This window comes from Deinococcus aquaticus (genome assembly GCF_028622095.1).
Lineage (GTDB): Bacteria > Deinococcota > Deinococci > Deinococcales > Deinococcaceae > Deinococcus > Deinococcus aquaticus.
In genome coordinates, this window is sequence record NZ_CP115165.1 from 1184027 (window position 1) to 1200963 (window position 16937).

20 protein-coding genes are annotated in these 16937 nt (G+C 69.3%); 8 read left to right on the top strand and 12 right to left on the bottom strand.

Going from position 1 to position 16937, the window contains the following annotated elements; translation table 11 throughout:
• Window positions 1–33: 33 nt before the first annotated feature.
• Window positions 34–780: a DVUA0089 family protein gene (locus M8445_RS05770; protein ID WP_273990325.1), complete on the bottom strand. Its 747-nt coding sequence runs from the start codon at window positions 778–780 to the stop codon at window positions 34–36.
• Between the two features lie 252 nt (window positions 781–1032).
• Between M8445_RS05770 and M8445_RS05775 the strand changes: the two genes are divergently transcribed.
• The 3 genes from M8445_RS05775 (at window position 1033) to M8445_RS05785 (ending at window position 3724) form a co-directional block, all read left to right on the top strand.
• Window positions 1033–1578 (top strand): hypothetical protein, encoded by a 546-nt coding sequence (locus M8445_RS05775; protein ID WP_273990326.1) that lies wholly within the window; start codon window positions 1033–1035, stop codon window positions 1576–1578.
• 96 nt (window positions 1579–1674) lie between these two features.
• On the top strand, window positions 1675–2673 hold the full coding sequence (locus M8445_RS05780) for an alpha/beta hydrolase family protein (RefSeq protein ID WP_273990328.1): 999 nt from the start codon (window positions 1675–1677) through the stop codon (window positions 2671–2673).
• A gap of 175 nt (window positions 2674–2848) precedes the next feature.
• Complete coding sequence (locus tag M8445_RS05785) at window positions 2849–3724, top strand: alpha/beta hydrolase family protein (protein WP_380091491.1); 876 nt, start codon at window positions 2849–2851, stop codon at window positions 3722–3724.
• 15 nt (window positions 3725–3739) lie between these two features.
• On the opposite strand, the gene M8445_RS05790 is transcribed toward M8445_RS05785, so the two are convergent.
• The 5 genes from M8445_RS05790 to M8445_RS05810 are packed head-to-tail and all read right to left on the bottom strand — an operon-like array spanning window position 3740 to window position 6770.
• Window positions 3740–4336: a nitroreductase family protein gene (locus M8445_RS05790; RefSeq protein ID WP_273990331.1), complete on the bottom strand. Its 597-nt coding sequence runs from the start codon at window positions 4334–4336 to the stop codon at window positions 3740–3742.
• A gap of 18 nt (window positions 4337–4354) precedes the next feature.
• Window positions 4355–5035 (bottom strand): hypothetical protein, encoded by a 681-nt coding sequence (locus tag M8445_RS05795; protein WP_273990332.1) that lies wholly within the window; start codon window positions 5033–5035, stop codon window positions 4355–4357.
• Window positions 5032–5631, bottom strand: coding sequence for an HAAS signaling domain-containing protein (locus M8445_RS05800; protein WP_273990333.1), 600 nt, complete (start codon window positions 5629–5631; stop codon window positions 5032–5034). Before M8445_RS05800 ends, M8445_RS05795 begins: the two co-directional genes overlap by 4 nt.
• Window positions 5628–5942, bottom strand: a complete 315-nt coding sequence (locus M8445_RS05805; protein WP_273990334.1) for a PadR family transcriptional regulator — start codon at window positions 5940–5942, stop codon at window positions 5628–5630. Before M8445_RS05805 ends, M8445_RS05800 begins: the two co-directional genes overlap by 4 nt.
• A gap of 57 nt (window positions 5943–5999) precedes the next feature.
• Window positions 6000–6770, bottom strand: a complete 771-nt coding sequence (locus tag M8445_RS05810) for a TatD family hydrolase (RefSeq protein ID WP_273990335.1) — start codon at window positions 6768–6770, stop codon at window positions 6000–6002.
• A gap of 91 nt (window positions 6771–6861) precedes the next feature.
• Here M8445_RS05810 and M8445_RS05815 point away from each other — a divergent pair, with 91 nt between their 5' ends.
• The 3 genes from M8445_RS05815 (at window position 6862) to M8445_RS05825 (ending at window position 9715) form a co-directional block, all read left to right on the top strand.
• Window positions 6862–7473: a hypothetical protein gene (locus tag M8445_RS05815; RefSeq protein WP_273990336.1), complete on the top strand. Its 612-nt coding sequence runs from the start codon at window positions 6862–6864 to the stop codon at window positions 7471–7473.
• 15 nt (window positions 7474–7488) lie between these two features.
• On the top strand, window positions 7489–8388 hold the full coding sequence (locus M8445_RS05820; RefSeq protein WP_380090856.1) for an LptA/OstA family protein: 900 nt from the start codon (window positions 7489–7491) through the stop codon (window positions 8386–8388).
• A gap of 145 nt (window positions 8389–8533) precedes the next feature.
• A complete protein-coding gene (locus M8445_RS05825; RefSeq protein ID WP_273990338.1) occupies window positions 8534–9715 on the top strand; it encodes an LptA/OstA family protein in 1182 nt (393 codons plus the stop codon).
• On the opposite strand, the gene M8445_RS05830 is transcribed toward M8445_RS05825, so the two are convergent.
• The 3 genes from M8445_RS05830 to M8445_RS05840 all read right to left on the bottom strand — a co-directional run bounded on the left by M8445_RS05830 (window position 9687) and on the right by M8445_RS05840 (window position 12283).
• On the bottom strand, window positions 9687–10598 hold the full coding sequence (locus tag M8445_RS05830) for a lactate/malate family dehydrogenase (RefSeq protein ID WP_273990340.1): 912 nt from the start codon (window positions 10596–10598) through the stop codon (window positions 9687–9689). The genes M8445_RS05825 and M8445_RS05830 overlap by 29 nt on opposite strands.
• Window positions 10595–11092, bottom strand: a complete 498-nt coding sequence (locus M8445_RS05835) for a universal stress protein (protein WP_273990342.1) — start codon at window positions 11090–11092, stop codon at window positions 10595–10597. The genes M8445_RS05830 and M8445_RS05835 overlap by 4 nt, the downstream gene beginning before the upstream one ends.
• 75 nt (window positions 11093–11167) lie before the next feature.
• The gene (locus tag M8445_RS05840) at window positions 11168–12283 is read right to left on the bottom strand and encodes a GGDEF domain-containing protein (protein WP_273990343.1); all 1116 of its coding nucleotides are present in this window, start codon (window positions 12281–12283) and stop codon (window positions 11168–11170) included.
• A 264-nt stretch (window positions 12284–12547) separates the two neighbouring features.
• On the opposite strand from M8445_RS05840, the gene M8445_RS05845 reads away from it, so the two are divergent.
• Window positions 12548–14008 carry an MBL fold metallo-hydrolase RNA specificity domain-containing protein gene (locus tag M8445_RS05845; RefSeq protein WP_273990344.1) on the top strand — a complete coding sequence of 487 codons (1461 nt, stop codon included), beginning with the start codon at window positions 12548–12550 and terminating at the stop codon, window positions 14006–14008.
• 202 nt (window positions 14009–14210) lie between these two features.
• Complete coding sequence (locus tag M8445_RS05850; RefSeq protein ID WP_273990346.1) at window positions 14211–14702, top strand: DUF3105 domain-containing protein; 492 nt, start codon at window positions 14211–14213, stop codon at window positions 14700–14702.
• Window positions 14703–14772: 70 nt separating this feature from the next.
• On the opposite strand, the gene obgE is transcribed toward M8445_RS05850, so the two are convergent.
• From obgE to rplU, 3 genes are all read right to left on the bottom strand, one after another.
• Window positions 14773–16113, bottom strand: a complete 1341-nt coding sequence (obgE, locus tag M8445_RS05855; RefSeq protein WP_273990348.1) for a GTPase ObgE — start codon at window positions 16111–16113, stop codon at window positions 14773–14775.
• 164 nt (window positions 16114–16277) lie between these two features.
• A complete protein-coding gene (gene rpmA / locus M8445_RS05860; protein ID WP_273990349.1) occupies window positions 16278–16553 on the bottom strand; it encodes a 50S ribosomal protein L27 in 276 nt (91 codons plus the stop codon).
• Between the two features lie 14 nt (window positions 16554–16567).
• Window positions 16568–16870 (bottom strand): 50S ribosomal protein L21, encoded by a 303-nt coding sequence (gene rplU / locus M8445_RS05865; protein ID WP_273990351.1) that lies wholly within the window; start codon window positions 16868–16870, stop codon window positions 16568–16570.
• Between the last annotated feature and the right edge of the window lie 67 nt (window positions 16871–16937).

Genomic DNA, 16937 nt, shown 5'->3' on the forward strand with positions numbered 1-16937 from the left:
ACTCCTTGAATTCAGAGGTGGGCCGGGCGGTGCTCAGCGGCGGGTCAGGGCGATCTGGTAGGTGTTCGTGACCCGGTCGTTCTTGGCGGTTGCGTCGTCGTGAATGTCGAAGCTGGTCACGACGGCCGTGTACGTCCCGGCGGCCGGGGCGTTGAAGCGGATCTCGGATTCCAGGCCCGCGCCGCTGTCATCGTCTTTTTCCAGGACCGTGCGGCCGTCCGGCATCAGGATCATCACGTACGGGTCCAGGGTGCTCTTGGCGTCCACGCTGACGCTCTGCACGGTCAGTTTCAGGGCCTCGCCAGCGGCGGCCGTGAACTTGAAGTAATCCTGGTCGCGGTCCTGTCCGGCAATGACGCCGCTGACAGGGGTGCCCACTGTGAGGGCCGTGGCGGCCGCCACGCTGTTGTTCGGCTCGTTCCGGTCCGCAATGGCGACGGTCAGTGGCGCGGTCTTCGTGGCAATGTTCCCGCTACCGTCGTACGCCTTGACCATGATGGTGTGCGCGCCGTTGTCCGCGAAGGCGTAGGCCTTGCTGGCCTCGTAAGGTGCTGCGGTATCCGCAGTGACCAGCGTGCCGTTGTCGTAGAACTCAACCTTGCTGATTCCACTTTCGTCCGAGGTCGCAGCCGTGAACGTGGCGGTCCCGGCGTTCACGAGGGTGGCGGGGCTAACCGTGACGTTCAACGCCGGAATGGTGATGTCTCCCACCCCGGTGTTACAGGCGGTGAGGAGCGCGCCGGTCAGGGCAAGAAGTGAAAGGGCACCAAATCGCTTCATGGAAACTCCTTGATCCCTGGGGGTACACGTGGATGACGGCGCCAGCCCTTGCCGGAACGGAGGTGTGTGTGACCCTTCAGGAACCTGATTTGAGATCAGGCTTTGTGTTGCTATAGAAAACAAATATAACCCTCATGGGCCGGCACCACAAGACCGCTTCAGGCAGCTCTCAGCTGGTATTCAGGTCAGTTGCCGGGAAAGAGAGGTCTGGACTGCGTCCGCCCGCCTGGGCTTTCCGGTACCCTGGAGGTGATGCGTCCCGTACTGCCCGCCCTTCTGCTTTTAAGCGCCGCTCTGGTCGCCTGCCGCCCGCAGGAGGTTCGCGCGCCGGACGCCTACCCGCTCAGTGGGACCGTGGCGGGCCGCTGGGGCGACAGCCCCCGCCTGCGTCTCGCGCTGATCGGGACCGGCGTTCCGGGAGCCGTCAAGAACGACAGCACGATCGGGCAGAACCTGGTCAGCAGCGGCCTGAACAGCTGGCAGTTCGGGTTTGAGTTGCCGGCTCCGGGTGTGTTCAACGTGGCGGGCGTGTATCAGGTCGTGGCGTTCGATGACGCGAACAACAACGCGCAGTACGACGTGGGTGAGACGGTGGCCCGTAACCGTAAGTGGCTGGTGGTCAGTCCGACTGACGCGAATATTCCGGCCGTGACCCTCCCGGCATTCCTGGGTGGCGGCGAGGCCCTGCCAGCCATGACGGTTCGCAGCGGCTGGAACGTGTACGACCAGTCGCAGCCGCTGGGCAGCACGAACCCGGTGCCGTTCACCACCCTGCTCGGGTACGACCTGAGCCGCTGATCCCCGACCCCATGAGGGCCGTCTGGGAAAACGCTTAACGGGAGAAGGTCGGCTCAGCCGCAGTGCGGGGCGTCTGGCGGCTCTACGTTCAGGGGTATGATCTCGTCACGTTTCGCCTTCCTGGCTGTGTGCCTGTCCGCGCCGCTGTTCCCGGCCTCCGCGCAGTCTGCGGCGGCGCTGGCCCGAGTGGACGCCGCGCAGATGAGCATTCCGGCGGCCCGGGAGACCTTTCAGAAGGGCGGGTACCGTGGGAGCGTCCTGACGGTCCGGCAGACGCTGGCGGCGGGCAGCAACTACACCCGGCAGGTCGTGAGTTACCAGTCCGAGGGGCTGCGCATCAATGCCCTGCTGACCGTCCCGCGCGGCACGCCGCCCAGGGGGGGCTGGCCCGCCATCGTGTTCAACCACGGGTACGTGCCCCCGAACGTGTACCGCACCACGGAACGCTACGTGGCGTACCAGGATGCGTTCGCGCGGGCGGGGTTCGTCACCCTGAAAAGCGATTACCGGGGGCACGGCAGCAGTCAGGGTGAGGCGCTCGGCGGGTACTACGCGCCGGGCTACACGACCGACGTGATGAACGCCCTGGGCAGCCTCAAGCGTGACCCGCGCGTGAACGCTGCCCGGATCGGCATGTGGGGCCACTCCATGGGCGGGTTCCTGAGCCTGCGCGCCATGACCATCGACCCCAGCGTGAAAGCGGGCGTGATCTGGGCCGGGGTGGTCGGTGATTACGATCAGCTCATGAACAGCTGGACGCGCCGCGCGCCCGTGCCGGCCAGCATTCCCAGCGCCGTGCTGAACCTGCGCAAGCGGGCCGTCGAGAAGTACGGCACGCCACGCGACAACCCCGCCTTCTGGAACAAGCTCAGCGCGAACAGTTACCTGCGTGACCTGGGCGGCCCGGTGCAGCTGCACATCGGCACGAACGACGAGGACGTGCCCGTGGCGTTCCACACGGCGCTGGCGCAGTCGCTGCGGCCCCTGGGGAAACTGGGCAGCAGTTACGTGTACCCTGGCGACAACCACAACCTGTCCGGGAACCTGCGCGTGGCCCTGAACCGCAGCGTGCAGTTCTTCAAGGACAACCTGTAACGCCGTGCGGCGCCTGATCAATCTCGTGCTGTTCGCGCTGGTCCTGGGGGCGGCGTTCGTGGCGGTCACGCAGCCGGACACGTTGCCGTTCCGCCTGCCCTGGAACCCGCCGGTCACGGGCACTCCCGCCGCGCCCGGCGAGGAGGCCCCAGACAGCGGCCGGCCCCTGCAGGACCTGAGCGACACTGCCCTGAAAGCCGCCGTGTCCCGCAATCCCATCAGCATCCAGGCCCTCAAGGCCCGCGAGTACCCCGGCAGCGCCCTGACCGTGCGGCAGACCCTGGCCGCCGGCAGTAACTACACCCGGCAGGTCGTGAGTTACCAGTCCGAGGGTCTGCGCATTAACGCCCTGCTGACCGTGCCGCGCGGCACACCGCCGCAGGGCGGCTGGCCGGCCATCGTGTTCAACCACGGGTACATCCCGCCCGCCGAGTACCGCACCACCGAACGCTACGTGGCGTACCAGGACGCCTTTGCCCGCGCGGGCTTCGTCACCCTGAAAAGCGACTACCGGGGGCACGGCAGCAGCGAGGGACAGGCCCTGGGCGGGTACAACGACCCCGGCTACACCGTGGACGTCCTGAACGCCGCCGCCAGCCTCAGGCGCGACCCGCGCGTGAACCCTGCCCGGATGGGCCTGTGGGGCCACAGCATGGGCGGCCAGCTGAGCCTGAAAGCCATGATCGTGGACCCCAGCCTGAAAGCCGCGTCGCTGTGGGCGGGCGTGATCGCCAGTTACGACGTGCTGTCCACCGACTGGAACCCACCGCCCGGCGAGAAGCGCACGCTGGACGCCCTGAACCGCCGCTACCTGCGCCTCCTGAGCCCCAACGCCTACCTGAAAGAACTGAATGGCCGCCCCATCCAGCTGCACCACGGCACGAACGACAAGGACGTGCCGTACAGCTTCCAGAAGAACCTCGCGGACGACCTGAGGAACGCCGGGCAGAGCGCCGAGGCGTACCGCTACGAAGGCGACAACCACAACCTGTCCGGGAACCTGCGCGTCGCCCTGAACCGCAGCGTGCAGTTCTTCAAGGACAACCTGTAATCCGGACGCCGCCCGTCACTCCACCCAGGTGACCTTCTCGGACAGCGGCGCGCGGGTGCTGGACGGCAACTCACCTGCCGGGTACCCCAGGAACAGCAGGCCCAGCAGTTTCGGTGCGCCCAGCAATTCCGCCGCGACCGGACTGACCATCACCGGGCCGCTCACCCACTTCCCGGCCAGTCCGAACGCCGTGGCGGCCAGCCACATGTTCTGCGCCGCACACGCCACGGCCGCCTGCTCTTCCCACTCCGGCATCTTCGGTTTCTCGGGCATGTGCAGTTCCAGACTGATCCACAGCGGCGCCCGCCACGCCCGCGCCCGCTGCGCCTCCAGCGCCGCCCCGTCCTCCCGGTCCGGCGCGCTGCCCGCCGCGTACGCCTGCGCGAACACCTCGGCCAGCTGCGCGCGGCCCTCACCCGTGAACACCGTGAACCGCCACGGCTCCGTCCGACCATGATTCGGCGCCCAGGTCCCCGCCTCCAGAATCGCCTCGACCACCTCACGCGGCACCGCGTCCGGTTTCAGCAGACTGATATCCACCGTGCGGCGCGAACGGATCACGTCCAGCACAGTCAGGGCAGCGGGGGGGAAGGGAGTGTCCAGCGTCGTCATGCTCCCACTATGCCGCGCTCACCGCGCGCCCCGCCACGCCTTCCCGGCCAGCGTCAGCGCCTCACGCGGGCGGGTCAGGTAAGCCCCCAGGAGCGCCGCTCCCAGTGCAGCTGCCAGTAGGGCCGGTTCTGTCACCACCGACGGAGCGAACACCGGCAGACTCAGTGCGATGCCCAGTGGAGCGAACAGCGTCCCGGACACGCGGCGCAGCACCGCCGCCGACCGCACGGGCCGACGCAGGCTCAGCCGCTGCGTGAATTCCAGCAGCGCCAGTTCCAGCGTCAGCAGGGCCGGCACGATCCACGTGAATTCCCGCGAACCGATCAGCGCGGGCAGGCCCGGCCAGCCGCAGATCAGCCACGTCAGCAGGCCCACCACCACCACGCAGCCCAGCGCACTCTGCCAGAGTGGCGCGGGCGCCGTTTCTTCTTCCGCTAGCAGGCGGCGCAGCTGCCCGTCCCGCTCCAGCCACGCCACGTCCGCCCGCGTGAAGAACTGCGCCTTCAGCGCTGCCCGCACCTCATCAGCCGGACCCAGCGCTACCAGGGCCTCCTGAATCCTTGCCCCGTCTAGCGCCGCAGCGTCCAGCACGTGCGCCGTCAGGTCCCACCGGATGCGTACGGCTGAATCCTCCGGGAACGGCGCCGTCACCTCGTCCAGATAGGCGGCGAGATCCGGATTCAGCGCGTCCGCCGTCATGCCTGCCCTTCCAGATTCAGGGTACGGCTCACGCGCTGTGCCGTGCGGTGCGCGTCCCAGGCCATCCCCACAAGCGCCAGCGGCAGGACAATCAGGAACGCCAGATCCAAGGTGTCTCTTGCCGGAGTGAGCAGCGCCGTGATCCACTGGCCGGACGTCAGGGGCAGTACCAGCAGTCGTGTGCCCAGCGTCGAGGTGTACGGCGTCGGGCGCTGTTTCATGAGCGCCATTAGGGCCAGCAGCAGGGTCAGCCCGGTCAGGGGGCCGGTCAGGTGCCGGAGCAGGTCGGCGTGGTCTTCCAGGTTGCTGAGGATCACCAGTGCGGTGTGCCCAAGCTGCGCGAGCAGCATGGCAACCCAGAGACGCCGGGACGGGGTCCGGTACTGCGTGGCGACTTCCTCCGTGGCGTACGTGCGCCGCAGCGCGCGGTTGACCTGTGCGGGGTCGCCAAGGGTGGCGACGGCTTCTGGTTCGGTCAGTCCGCCTGTCATTGCGTCCTGCACGTGCGCCTGGTACTCGGCGCTCACGCGGCGCTGCGCGGCGGGGGCGAGGTCACGCAGGGCGACGTCCAGCCAGTTATGTAGTGGATTGGTCATGCGTTCTCCCCCAGGACGGCCCGCACGGCGCCGACCTGGGCCTGCCAGTCGCGGCGGGTGCGGGCCAGGGTGGCGCGGCCCTTCTCGGTCAGGCGGTATTCGCGCCGGGTGCGGCCAGCGACCTCATGTTCGCTGCTCTCGATGAGCCCTTCGGCTTCGAGGGCGTGCAGGGCGGGGTAGAGGGTGCCTTCGCGGGCGCGCAGGAGGCCTTCGCTGCGGGTGTTGATGGCCTGGGCGATGGCGTAGCCGTGTTCGGGCTGGCGGTCGAGGACGGCCAGGATGAGCATGCGGAGTTGCTCGCGGGCGTTCATGCCTTCACGATACCTCTGGATTGGATGCATCTCAAGTCGAGGCATCATGTCCATCCCTCACTCCAGCGTCAGGCCGTAGGCGCGGCGGGTGTTCGCGTCGGTCGCGGCTTCCAGTTCGGTGGGGTCCTGGCCGCGCAGGGCCGCGATGAATTCCAGGGTGTGGCGCACGTAGCCGGGCCGGTTGGGCTTGCCGCGCTTCGGGACGGGAGCCAGGAAGGGCGCGTCGGTTTCCAGCAGCATCCGGGCGAGGGGCAGGTCGCGGGCCGCTGCCTGGATCTCTTGCGCGTTCTTGTATGTGGTGTTCCCGGCGAAACCGAAGTACGTGTGCTCGCCGCGTTGCAGCCCGAAGCGCAGCAGGTCCGCGTGCCCGCTGAAGCAGTGCAGGATGATCGGCACGTCCGGCCACGCGCGCAGCACGTCCATCACGCCCTGGTGGGCGCTGTCCTGCCCGGCCTTGTCGCGCGTGTGGATGACCAGCACCTTGCCGCTGCGCCGTGCGAGGTCCAGCTGCCACTCGAAGGCCGAGACCTGCGCGGCGCGTTTCGTGTCGTCCCAGTAATCGTCCAGGCCGCTTTCGCCCACGCCGACCACGCGCGGGTGAGTCAGCAGGGCCTCGATCTGCGTGCGGGCGTCCGGGCTGTCCTCGTCGGTGTCGGTGGGGTGCAGGCCGACCGTGGCGTACACGTCTTCAAACTGTTCGGCCAGGGCCACGGCGTTCCGGGCGTGCTGGGGGCTGGCGCCGATGCAGATCATGGCGTTCAGGCCCAGTTCGCCGCGCGCGCCGGCCGGATCGTCGATGTAGTCGAGGTGGGTGTGAGAGTCGATCATGCCGCCCAGGGTAAGCGCGTGGCGTGCGGGGCGGGGTGCCTCCCACCCAATCCCCACCACTCTCATGAGAGGGGCGCGCTAGAGTGCGCCCGTGCAGAAACTCGGCCTGTACGCCCTGACGGGCATCCTGGGGTTCGCCCTGATCTTCGCGCTGCTGCCCGGCGCGGACCGGACGACCGTGCCCACCGGCGCGGTCCTGTCCGGCGTGCAGCTCAGCCTGTACCCGTCACGGGACCCGGACGCCGTGTGGCAGTTCCGGGCGGGGCAGGTCACGAATGACCCGCTGCTCAGCGAGACGCGCCTGACGGAGCTGGGCGAGGGCCGGCGGTTGCTGCGCGAGCGGGACGCCTCGGGCCGCCTGACGGGCCGCCAGACTCTGGACGCCACCCTGAGCGCCCCGGACCTGACCATCGACGGGCAGGACAACATGACGACCCGTCAGGCGCGCATCACGCTGGTGCAGCAGTGTGCCGACATCGACCTTCAGGGCACCGAGCAGACGCCCGTGAAGATCGAGCAGGGCAGCGGCTTCAGCGCGCCGGTCGCGGAACTCGACTCGCCGCTCATGACCGGGCACGTCGAGAAACTCCGCATGAGCTTCGACTTCAAGATCGAGGACTCCGACAACGACACCTCGACCGTGCAATACGACCTGGACGGCACGGAACGCTGCGAGAACGGCCAGCGCGTTCCCGGAGCCTGACCTTCAAGGAGCCCCATGATGAACCGTACCAAGACCGTGTCCCTGCTGGCCCTCCTGACCCTCGCCGCGCCCGTGCTGGCGCAGGCCGACGCCACCAACCGCCTGATCACCATTCAGGGCGGCCCGCGCGGCGACGTGCGTAACGGCCCACTGACCTTCACCGGCAGTCCCGTGAAGGCGAAGGTCAGCACCCTGAACATCGAGGCCTCCCAGGCCGTGCTGGCCGCGCCCAAGGGCACGCCGCTGATCGAGGCGAAAGGCAAACGCACCGCGAACTTCACCGGCGCCGTGAAGGTCACGCGCGGCCGCCTCAGCGCCGCCGGCACGTCCCTCGCGTACGACGAGACGACCGGTCAGGGCGTCCTGAGCGGCAACGCCAGCGCCACCTTCGTCCCGGAGAAGAAAGAGGACGGCGACACCGTCAGCATCAAGGCCGCGCAGATGAGCCTAGACGTGGATAACAACGTGTCCACCAGCACGGGCGGCGTGACCCTGTCCACCGGCACGCAGAACGGACAGGCCGACAAGCTGGTGTTCGACGAGGACCGCGAACTGGCCCAGCTGACCGGCAAACCCAGCCTGACCCGCGCCGCCAAAGGCAACCAGAAGGAACTGGTCATCACCGGCCAGGAAGTCCGCGCGCTCACCAAAACCAAGACGCTGTACGTGCGCGGCGGCGTGAAACTCGTGCAGGGCACCACCACCACCACCGGCGACGCCGTGTACTACGACGACCGCAAGAACGTGGCGTACGTGGTCGGGAACGCCGTCAGCGTGGACAGCAAGAGCAAGGTAACCGTGAAGGCCCCGGCCAGCGGTTACCTGGAGCAGCGCACCGACCTGGGCCGCGTGCGCGCCCTGAACTCGGCGTACAAGGTTCCAGCCGAGCAGTTCAAGCTGCGCGGCGAGAAGTAATACGGACTCCGGTTGAAGGGGCTGTCAAGACCCTTCAATCCGAGCGAAGCGAGTGGGAGAGAAGCGGGTTCCGGGCGTGGAGCTGAGAACCCGGCGATGTTCCGGGTTGTCAGCGAAACAGACGGAACCCGTATAAACTGCGCGCATGCCCCGTTCCCGCCTGACCGTCGCCGCACTCCTGACCGCGCTGCTGGCGGCCGCGAGTGTGGTGCCGGGCGGGCGGGCGCAGCAGGCCGAGCCCAGCCCGCCCACCGAGTCCGCCCCCACCCAGACGGCCGTACCTGCTGGGGCGGCGCCGCAACCGTCGCCCACTCCGGACGCCGCGCCGGAGGCCGGTGCAGAGCAGGCCAGCCTGACCCTGGTGCGCCGCAGCGAGAAGGACGGCAAGGACCGCCGCATCCTGATCGTGAAGACCGGCACGGACGACACCACAGGCGTGTTCGCGCTGTGCCAGCCGCTCCCGGACGACCCGGAGGGCGCGCCGACCCTGGCGGTGTTCAGTGAGACCGGCGCGGGCGGCGTGCAGATCACCATCGACAAGAACGTGATTCGCGTGCCGCTGGCCGTGGTCACGCAGAATGCCCCGAAAGACGGGCAGGACGGCAGCGACGGCCGTGTGGAGGCCAGCGCCGGTACGGGCCGCTTCCTGGAACGTGAGGAGGTGCCGCCCGATACCAAGGACCGCCTGACCCGCTGCGAGGTGCAGGCCGTCCCGAAACCCGCGCCGGACACCGTGCTGGTCACGCAGGGCCGCACGGAACTGCGCGGTCAGAAACTGGTGTACGACAGCGCCGACGGCGTGGCCCGCATCGACGGGCCGATCAAGTTCACGCGCCGCAGCGATACCGACCCCCTGACCGGCCAGAGTGACCGCATCGAGGTCAGCGTGGACGACGAGAAGACCACCCTGGTCGGGAACGTGGTGTTCAACTCGGCGGGCGGGCGGGTCAGCCGCGCCGCGCGGGTCGAGTACGACGACACGCGCAACGTGGCGCGCCTGTACGGCACGGCCGAACAGCCCGCCGAGAGCGTCAAGGGCGGCGACACCCTGCGTGCCGGGGTGATCGTGTACGACCTGGACCGCAACGAGGTGTACGCCATGAAAGCCGAGGGGAGCACCATCACGGGCGAGTTCACGGACACCGACACGCCGGACGTGGCGGCGCCGGGCAGCGCAACGCCAGCCAGCGCGCCCGCCGCTCCGGCCGGAGGACAACCGGCCAGTCCCGTACCGACTGACCCGCTGCCTCCCGTGAATCCAGCTCCAGTGAACCCGGCCCCCGTCGATCCTGGGCCGGTCAGTCCAGGGTCGCCAGCGATTCCCTGAGCACGCCGGCGCTGGCGGCCAGTTCCGCGCGTTCCGTATCAGTCAGGGCGGGCAGGACCGTGTCCAGCACGCCGCTGCGCCCCACCACGCGCGGCAGGCTCAGGCTCACGCCGAATTCGGGGGTGGGGGCGCTGACGGTCAGCACGGCCCGCCGGTCGCCCAGTACGCGCTCGGTGATGCGGGCCAGGGCCGCGCCGATCCCGTAGTACGTGGCGCGTTTCCCGCTGATGATCTGCGCCGCCGCGCCGCGCGTGTCCGCCTCGATCTGCGCGCGGATGTCGGGCGTCCACTCGTGGTTCCGCGCGGCCATGAAGTCCGCGACCGGCAGGCCCGCCACGGTGACGGTACTCCAGGCGATGACCTCGCTGTCCCCGTGTTCGCCCAGCACGTATCCGTGCACGTGCGTGCCGTCCACCCCGGCGTGCCCGGCGATCAGGTGCCGGAACCGGGCGCTGTCGAGGACCGTGCCGGACCCCATCACGGCCACGCCGGGCGCGAGGCGCACCGTCAGGTCCGTCAGCACGTCCACCGGATTCGTGGCGATCAGCAGCAGGGCGTCCGGCGCGGCGGCCACGATCTGCGGAATCAACTCCCGGAAGATGGCGGCGTTCTTCTGAAGCAGGTCCAGGCGGGACTCGCCGGGCTTCTGGTTCGCGCCGGCCGCGACGATCACGACCGCGCTGCCCCGCAGGTCCGCCAGGGGGCCGCTGCCGACCCGGGTGCCGTGACTGACCGGCGAGGCGTGCGCGATGTCCTGCGCCTCGGCGCGGGCGCGGGCCTCGTCCTGATCGGTCAGCAGGATCTCGCTGCACGAGCCGCGCAGCGTCAGGGCGTACGCGGCGGTCGCGCCGACCAGTCCCGCCCCGACAATCCCGACCTTCACTCCCGGCCGCTCCCGGTGCGGCGGCGCACGGTCAGCACCGGAATGGGGCTGCGGGCCACGACCTTCTCGGCGGTGCTGCCCAGGAAGAAGTGCTCCAGCGCACCCTGCGCGTGCGTGCCGACCACGATCAGGTCCGCGTTCCAGCGGCCCGCCGCTTCCAGCAGGCCGGTCACGGGGTCCCCGACCATCAGTTCAGTTTCCTCGCCGGCCTGCGCCACGCCCTGCATGCGGGCCGCGTCGGCGTCTTCCAGGGTGTGCAGCAGCGTCGGGTCGGGCATGGCGGCTGTCACGCCGCCCATCAGGTCGGGCGCGGCGGTCACGCGGGCGTCGGTCACGTGCACCAGCCGCAGGGTCGCGCCGGGAAACCGGCTACGGGCGGTAGTCAGCGCGTGACTCGAGGACTCGGAGAAGTCGACGCCCACCACGATCCGCTGGAATCCGGCCGGTGCGGTGGTCGTGGCAGCGTTCAGGGCGGACTGGGTGGGGTCGATCATGCCCTGAACGTACACCCGTCCCGTGAGGGGCGCGGCTGAACCTGAAGGGCAACTAAAGGCCTGCCCCGGATGACCCTAGTGGGCGTCCGCGCAGGTGTCTGTGCAGGCGTTTGTGCAGGCGTCCGTGCCGGGGGGCGCGTGCTCCCTGGGGGCGCTGGTGCCAGGGGAATCCAGGCCGGGCAGGGCAGACGGACCGGCCTGAGCGGGGGCCGGGGCAGTCCAGCACACCTGCCGCCGCCCGGCGGCCTTGGCGGCGTGCAGGCGCTCGTCCACCCGCTCCAGCAGGGCGTCCAGGGTGGCGGCCTCGTGCGACAGGGCCGCCCCGGCGCTGAACGTCACGCGCGGCAACCCGGCCCCCAGGATCAGCCCGGCCCCCTGAAGGCGGTCCGTGACGGCGTACGCCTGCCGGGCCGTGGCCCCCGGCAGCAGCAGCATGAACTCCTCGCCGCCCCAGCGGGCCAGCGCGGTGTGGTCCGGACCGTCCGGGCCGATCAGGGCCAGCAGGGCCGCGCCCGTCCCGGCCAGCACCTGATCACCGGCCGTGTGCCCGTAGCGGTCGTTCACGGCCTTGAAGTGGTCGAGGTCCAGCATCAGCAGTGCGAAGCCGGTCCCGGCGCTCCACATGGCGTGCAGGCGGGTCAGGAGCGCGCGGCGGTTGGGCAGGCCGGTCAGCGGGTCGGTCAGGGCGTCCTGCTGGAAGGTCGCGGCCTCCTGCTGGTACGTGATCACCCGCTGCCCGAAACTGGCGACCATGCCCACCACGATGGTGATGCACGCCAGGTACGTCAGGAGCGTCACGTCCGGCGCGGGGCGGGTCAGGATCAGCGCCGCGAACAGCGCGTACGCCGTGCCGGACAGCACCGCTGCCAGCCGGATCGGCAGCAGCCCGAACCACAGCGCCACCGTGCCCACGAACGTCAGGTACGCCTGCGTGCCGACCGCCGGCGCAGAGACCAGCGGCAGGAACTCGACGGTGGTCGCCAGGGTCACGGCCGCCGCCACCGGCGCGTTCAGCTGCGCGGTCGGCAGACGTCCCCATGTCAGGGCCCACGCGACCAGCACCGAGACGACCAGCCCGGTCAGGAACGACGGCAGGTCCTGCCACTCGCCGCGCGGCACCTTCAGAGCCAGGATGCCCAGGTGCGCGGCCGCCGACACCAGCGCCGCGAGCACGTAGGCCCGGCGACGCACGGCTTCCGCGTCCTGTATCTGTGTCCTCCGGCCCGTCACGCCCTCATGATCCGGCGCGGCGCGGCACAGAATTCTGTCTGCGCGCGGCCCTGACTGCCGCTCCGGCCGGGCTGCCCAGATCGGTGAAACGCGTCTGGGAGGGTCTGCGCAGCCCGGAGTGGGGGAGGGATGTGACCCGCCTTCTCCCCCGTGGGGGCAGCCGGTGGGCGGCCCTCCGGCGGGGTACGCAGTCACGGGCGCGCTCCGCGCTGGGTACACTGCGCCATGCAACTTCAGAGTTTCGGGGCGGCGGGCACGGTCACCGGCAGCATGCATCTGCTCACGCTGGACGGCCGGCACCTGCTGATCGACTGCGGCCTGTTCCAGGGCAACGACGAACTCGAGGCCCGCAACCGCGAGCCCCTGCCGTTCGACGTGGCCGGCCTGGACGCCGTGATCCTCACGCACGCGCACCTGGACCACGTGGGCCGCCTGCCGCTGCTGGTGAAACTCGGGTACCGGGGGCCCATTCACTGCACCGAACCGACCGCCGCGCTGGCCGAGACGGTCCTGCTGGACTCCGCGCGCCTTCAGGTGGACGGCTACCGGCACGACCTGCGCCGCGCCCGCCGCCAGGGCATTCCCGACGAGCAGGTGCCGCCCCCGCTGTACGGCGAGGAGGACGTGCACCGCGCCCTGGCCCTGCTGCGCCCCGGCCTGCGCTTCGGCGAGACGACGCCCGTGGCGGGCGTGCGCGTCACGCCCCAGCGGGCCGGGCACATCCTGGGCAGCGCCTACCTGCTGATCGAGAGCAGTGACGCCCGCCTGATCATGAGCGGCGACCTCGGCAACCGCGAGAGCGGCCTGCAACTGGATTTCACGCCCCCACCCCACGCCGACGCCGTGGTCCTGGAAAGCACCTACGCCAACCGCACCCACCGCGCCTGGAACGCCACGCTCGCCGAGTTCCGCGACGCGCTGCGTGAGGCGGCCGCGCAGGGTGGCAAGATCCTGATTCCCAGTTTCGCCATCGAACGCACCCAGACGATCCTGCACACCATCAAGGGCCTCATGGACGCCGGCGAGGTCCCGCGCATCCCGGTGTTCCTGGATTCCCCCATGGCGGCCCGCGCCACGCACGAGTACTTCGAGTTCGGGGACGAACTGATCCCGGAAGTACGGGACGCCCTGCGCGCCGGCGAGGACCCCTTCCGGCCCAGCACGCTGCACGTCGTGCCCACCAGCGCCGAATCGCAGCGCATCAACCGCTACGACGGTCCCGCCATCATCCTGGCTGGGAACGGCATGATGACCGGCGGCCGTATTCAGCATCACCTCAAGCATCACCTCTGGAAACCCAGTACCAGCCTGATCAGCGTGTCGTACCAGTCGCCCAGCAGCCTCGGCGGGCGCATCGTGACCGGCGCGGACCACGTGCGCGTCATGGGCGAGGACATCGCCGTGCGCGCCCACATCCACACCATCGGCGGCTTCTCCGCGCACGCCGATCAGGACGACCTGCTGGCTTTCCTGTCCACGGCCGGCACGCCGCACGTGTGGCTGGTGCACGGCGAACCGGACGTCATGGACTCGTTCCTGCCGGTCCTCGCCGCGCGCGGCCTGAAGGGCGACATCGTCCCGGACCGGCAGCCCGTGGACCTGACCGGCCCCGGCTACCCGGACGGCCGCCCCCCCGGTTTCGTGCCCACCCCGCCGCGCGGCGCGCACGCCGAGAGCACCGAGTAAGGGTGGACTCCGATGGAATGGTTTGCAAAAACTGTTCCATCCGAGCGGACGCGAGTGGAAGCGAACCAGACTGCCGGACGTGGAATTGGCAACCCGGTGCTGTCCCGGGTTGTTAACGAAACAGACGGCAGTCCGTATAAGGGGCAGGGCGGGAGACATGCCCCTGGGCATGGCAGGCGGGCGCGCGGTACGCTGAACGTCCATGAAACGCGCCCTGCCTCTTCTGCTGCTCGCCCTGACCGCCTGCGGTTCCGGGGGCATCGACGGCCTCCAGACCTTCACGTACCCCGCCGGTGACCACCGCAGTGGCTCGCTGGTGTACGCCGAAACCCCCCCGGCTGGCGGGCCGCACAACGCGGTCTGGCAGAACTGCGGCGTGTACAGCAGCGCCCTGTACAACGAGTACGCCGTGCACAGCCTGGAACACGGCGCGGTGTGGGTCACCTACCGCCCGGACCTGGACGCCGCTGGGCTCGACACCCTGAAGAAGCTGGTGGACGGCCGCCCCTACACCCTGCTCAGCCCCTACGAGGGCCTGGACACACCGGTCGCCATCAGCGCCTGGGGTGCCCAGCTGAAAGTCGAGAAGGCCGACGACGCCCGCCTGAAAGCTTTCCTCGACAAGTACGAGCAGGGCGCGACCGCCCCGGAACGCGGCGCGGCGTGCAGCGGCGGGTACAGCGGCACCCGCTGAAGCGGGCAGGCAGCACACAGAGAGGGCCGGAGGCAGAGCAGTCTGCTTCCGGCCCTCTCTCTGGTCAGGTTCAGCCCTTGTTCTCGTCCTCGTCGAAGTACTCGAAGCGGTGCGGCCCGATCTCGACCGTGTCGCCCTCGCGCGCTCCGGCCCGCTTCAGGGCGCTGTACAGCCCCTGGCGTTTGAAGACGTTCCCCAGGTACTCCGAGGCTTCCTCCAGGTACCGCGAGAAGCGCACGATGCGTTCCTCGAAGCCCCCGCCCACGACCTTCCAGACCCGCTCGGGCTGACCGTCGCTGATGATGCCCACGCCCTGCGCGGCCGGGTCGATGCGGAACTCCAGGCTCAGCGGAGCCTCGCGGATCACGTCTGGCTCGATGTCCAGCGCGTGCGTCTGCGCCCACAGTTCCCGGTCCGGCAGTAGCTGGAACAGCGACTCGCGCAGTTCGTTCAGGCCCTGCCCTTCCTTGGCGCTCACCTGAAGGACCGGCAGGCCCGACCCGATCAGTTCGTCCTCGACCATCACGGCCAGGTCCTCGTCGACCAGTTCCACCTTGTTCAGCGCGATCAGCGAGACCTGCTCCAGCAGCGTGGGGTCGTAGGAACGCAACTCGGACTGCAGCTGCGCCAGTTCACCCACGGGGTCGCGGGTCACGTCCAGCACGTACACCAGCACGCGCGTGCGGCTGATGTGCCGCAGGAACTCCAGGCCCAGCCCCTTGCCCTCGCTGGCGCCCTCGATGATGCCCGGAATGTCCGCCAGGGTCAGGCGCTCGTCGAGCGGACTGCCGTGCGTGTCCACGCGGTCCACGACACCCAGGATGGGCGATAGGGTCGTGAACGGGTAGTCCGCGATGGCCGGGTTGGCGCGCGACAGGGCCGCCAGCAGGCTGCTCTTCCCGGCGTTCGGGTAGCCCACGAGGCCCACGTCCGCGATCAGGCGCAGTTCCAGGCGCACGCGGCGCTTCTGGCCGGGCGTACCCAGCTCCGCGAAGCGCGGGGCCTGACGGGTGCTGCTGGTAAAGGTGCTGTTCCCGCGCCCGCCCAGACCGCCGCGCGCAATGACCTTCGTCTGCCCGACCCGCACGAGGTCAGCGATGACCTTCCCGCTCTCCTCATCGAAGGCGGTGGTGCCCACCGGCACGTCGATGTAGATGTCCTCGCCGTCGGAACCCTGGCGCAGACGGCCCTCGCCGTACGCGCCGTTCGGGCCCTTGAACTTGCGGCGGCCCAGCAGACGCTCCAGCGACTCCACACCCTCGATGGCGCGCAGCACGATGCTGCCGCCCTTCCCGCCGTGCCCGCCGTCCGGGCCGCCCTTCTCCATGTATTTCGCGCGGTGGAAGCTCATGCTGCCGTCCCCGCCGTTCCCGGCGGCCACCTCGATATTCAGTACGTCACGAAAAGCCACTGCACTCACCTCTCCCTTCGGGGCAAGGTGCGTGCCACGCGGCACCGTCCTCACCCTGCACCTGCTGTCCTGCAATCCGGATCTGCGCTGCGCGCAGGAACCGTAAAAAACGCCCTGCCCTTTACCGGGGCAGGGCGCTTGGCTGCCTGTGACCCCGCAGGGTCTCAGTCAGCGGCGAGTTCGGTCTGAACAGCTTCGATGCTGATGAAGCGGCCCTTCGCGCCACGGTTCGTGAACACGACCTTGCCGTGCTCCAGAGCGAACAGCGTGTGGTCGCGGCCCATGCCCACGTTCGGGCCGGCCTTGAACTTGGTGCCGCGCTGGCGGACCAGAATGTTACCGGCCAGCACCTGCTCGCCGCCGAACTTCTTCACGCCCAGGTACTTGGGCTGGCTGTCACGTCCGTTCTTGGACGAACCTACGCCTTTCTTGTGTGCCATGTCGGTATGCTCCCTTAGCCCTTGATGCCCAGAATCTTGATGGCCGTGAAGTCCTGGCGGTGGCCAGTGCGGCGGCGGTACTGCACGCCACTCTTGTACTTACGGATGTAGATCTTCTCGCCGCGGCCGTGCTCGACCACTTCGGCGTTCACGATGAACTTGGCAACGGCGTCCCCGAACAGGGCCTTGTCGCCACCCACGAAGAGAGGAGTCAGGTCGAGCTTGTCGCCCGCTTCGCCCTTCAGGCTCTCGACGCGGAGCACGTCGCCTTCCTGAACGCGGTACTGCTTCCCGCCGGTCTGAATGATTGCAAACATTGTGATTCCTCCTGCCGCACGGCCGGGAATCGCTGCCCCGGACGGCTTGGACCTTGTTGCGCACCCA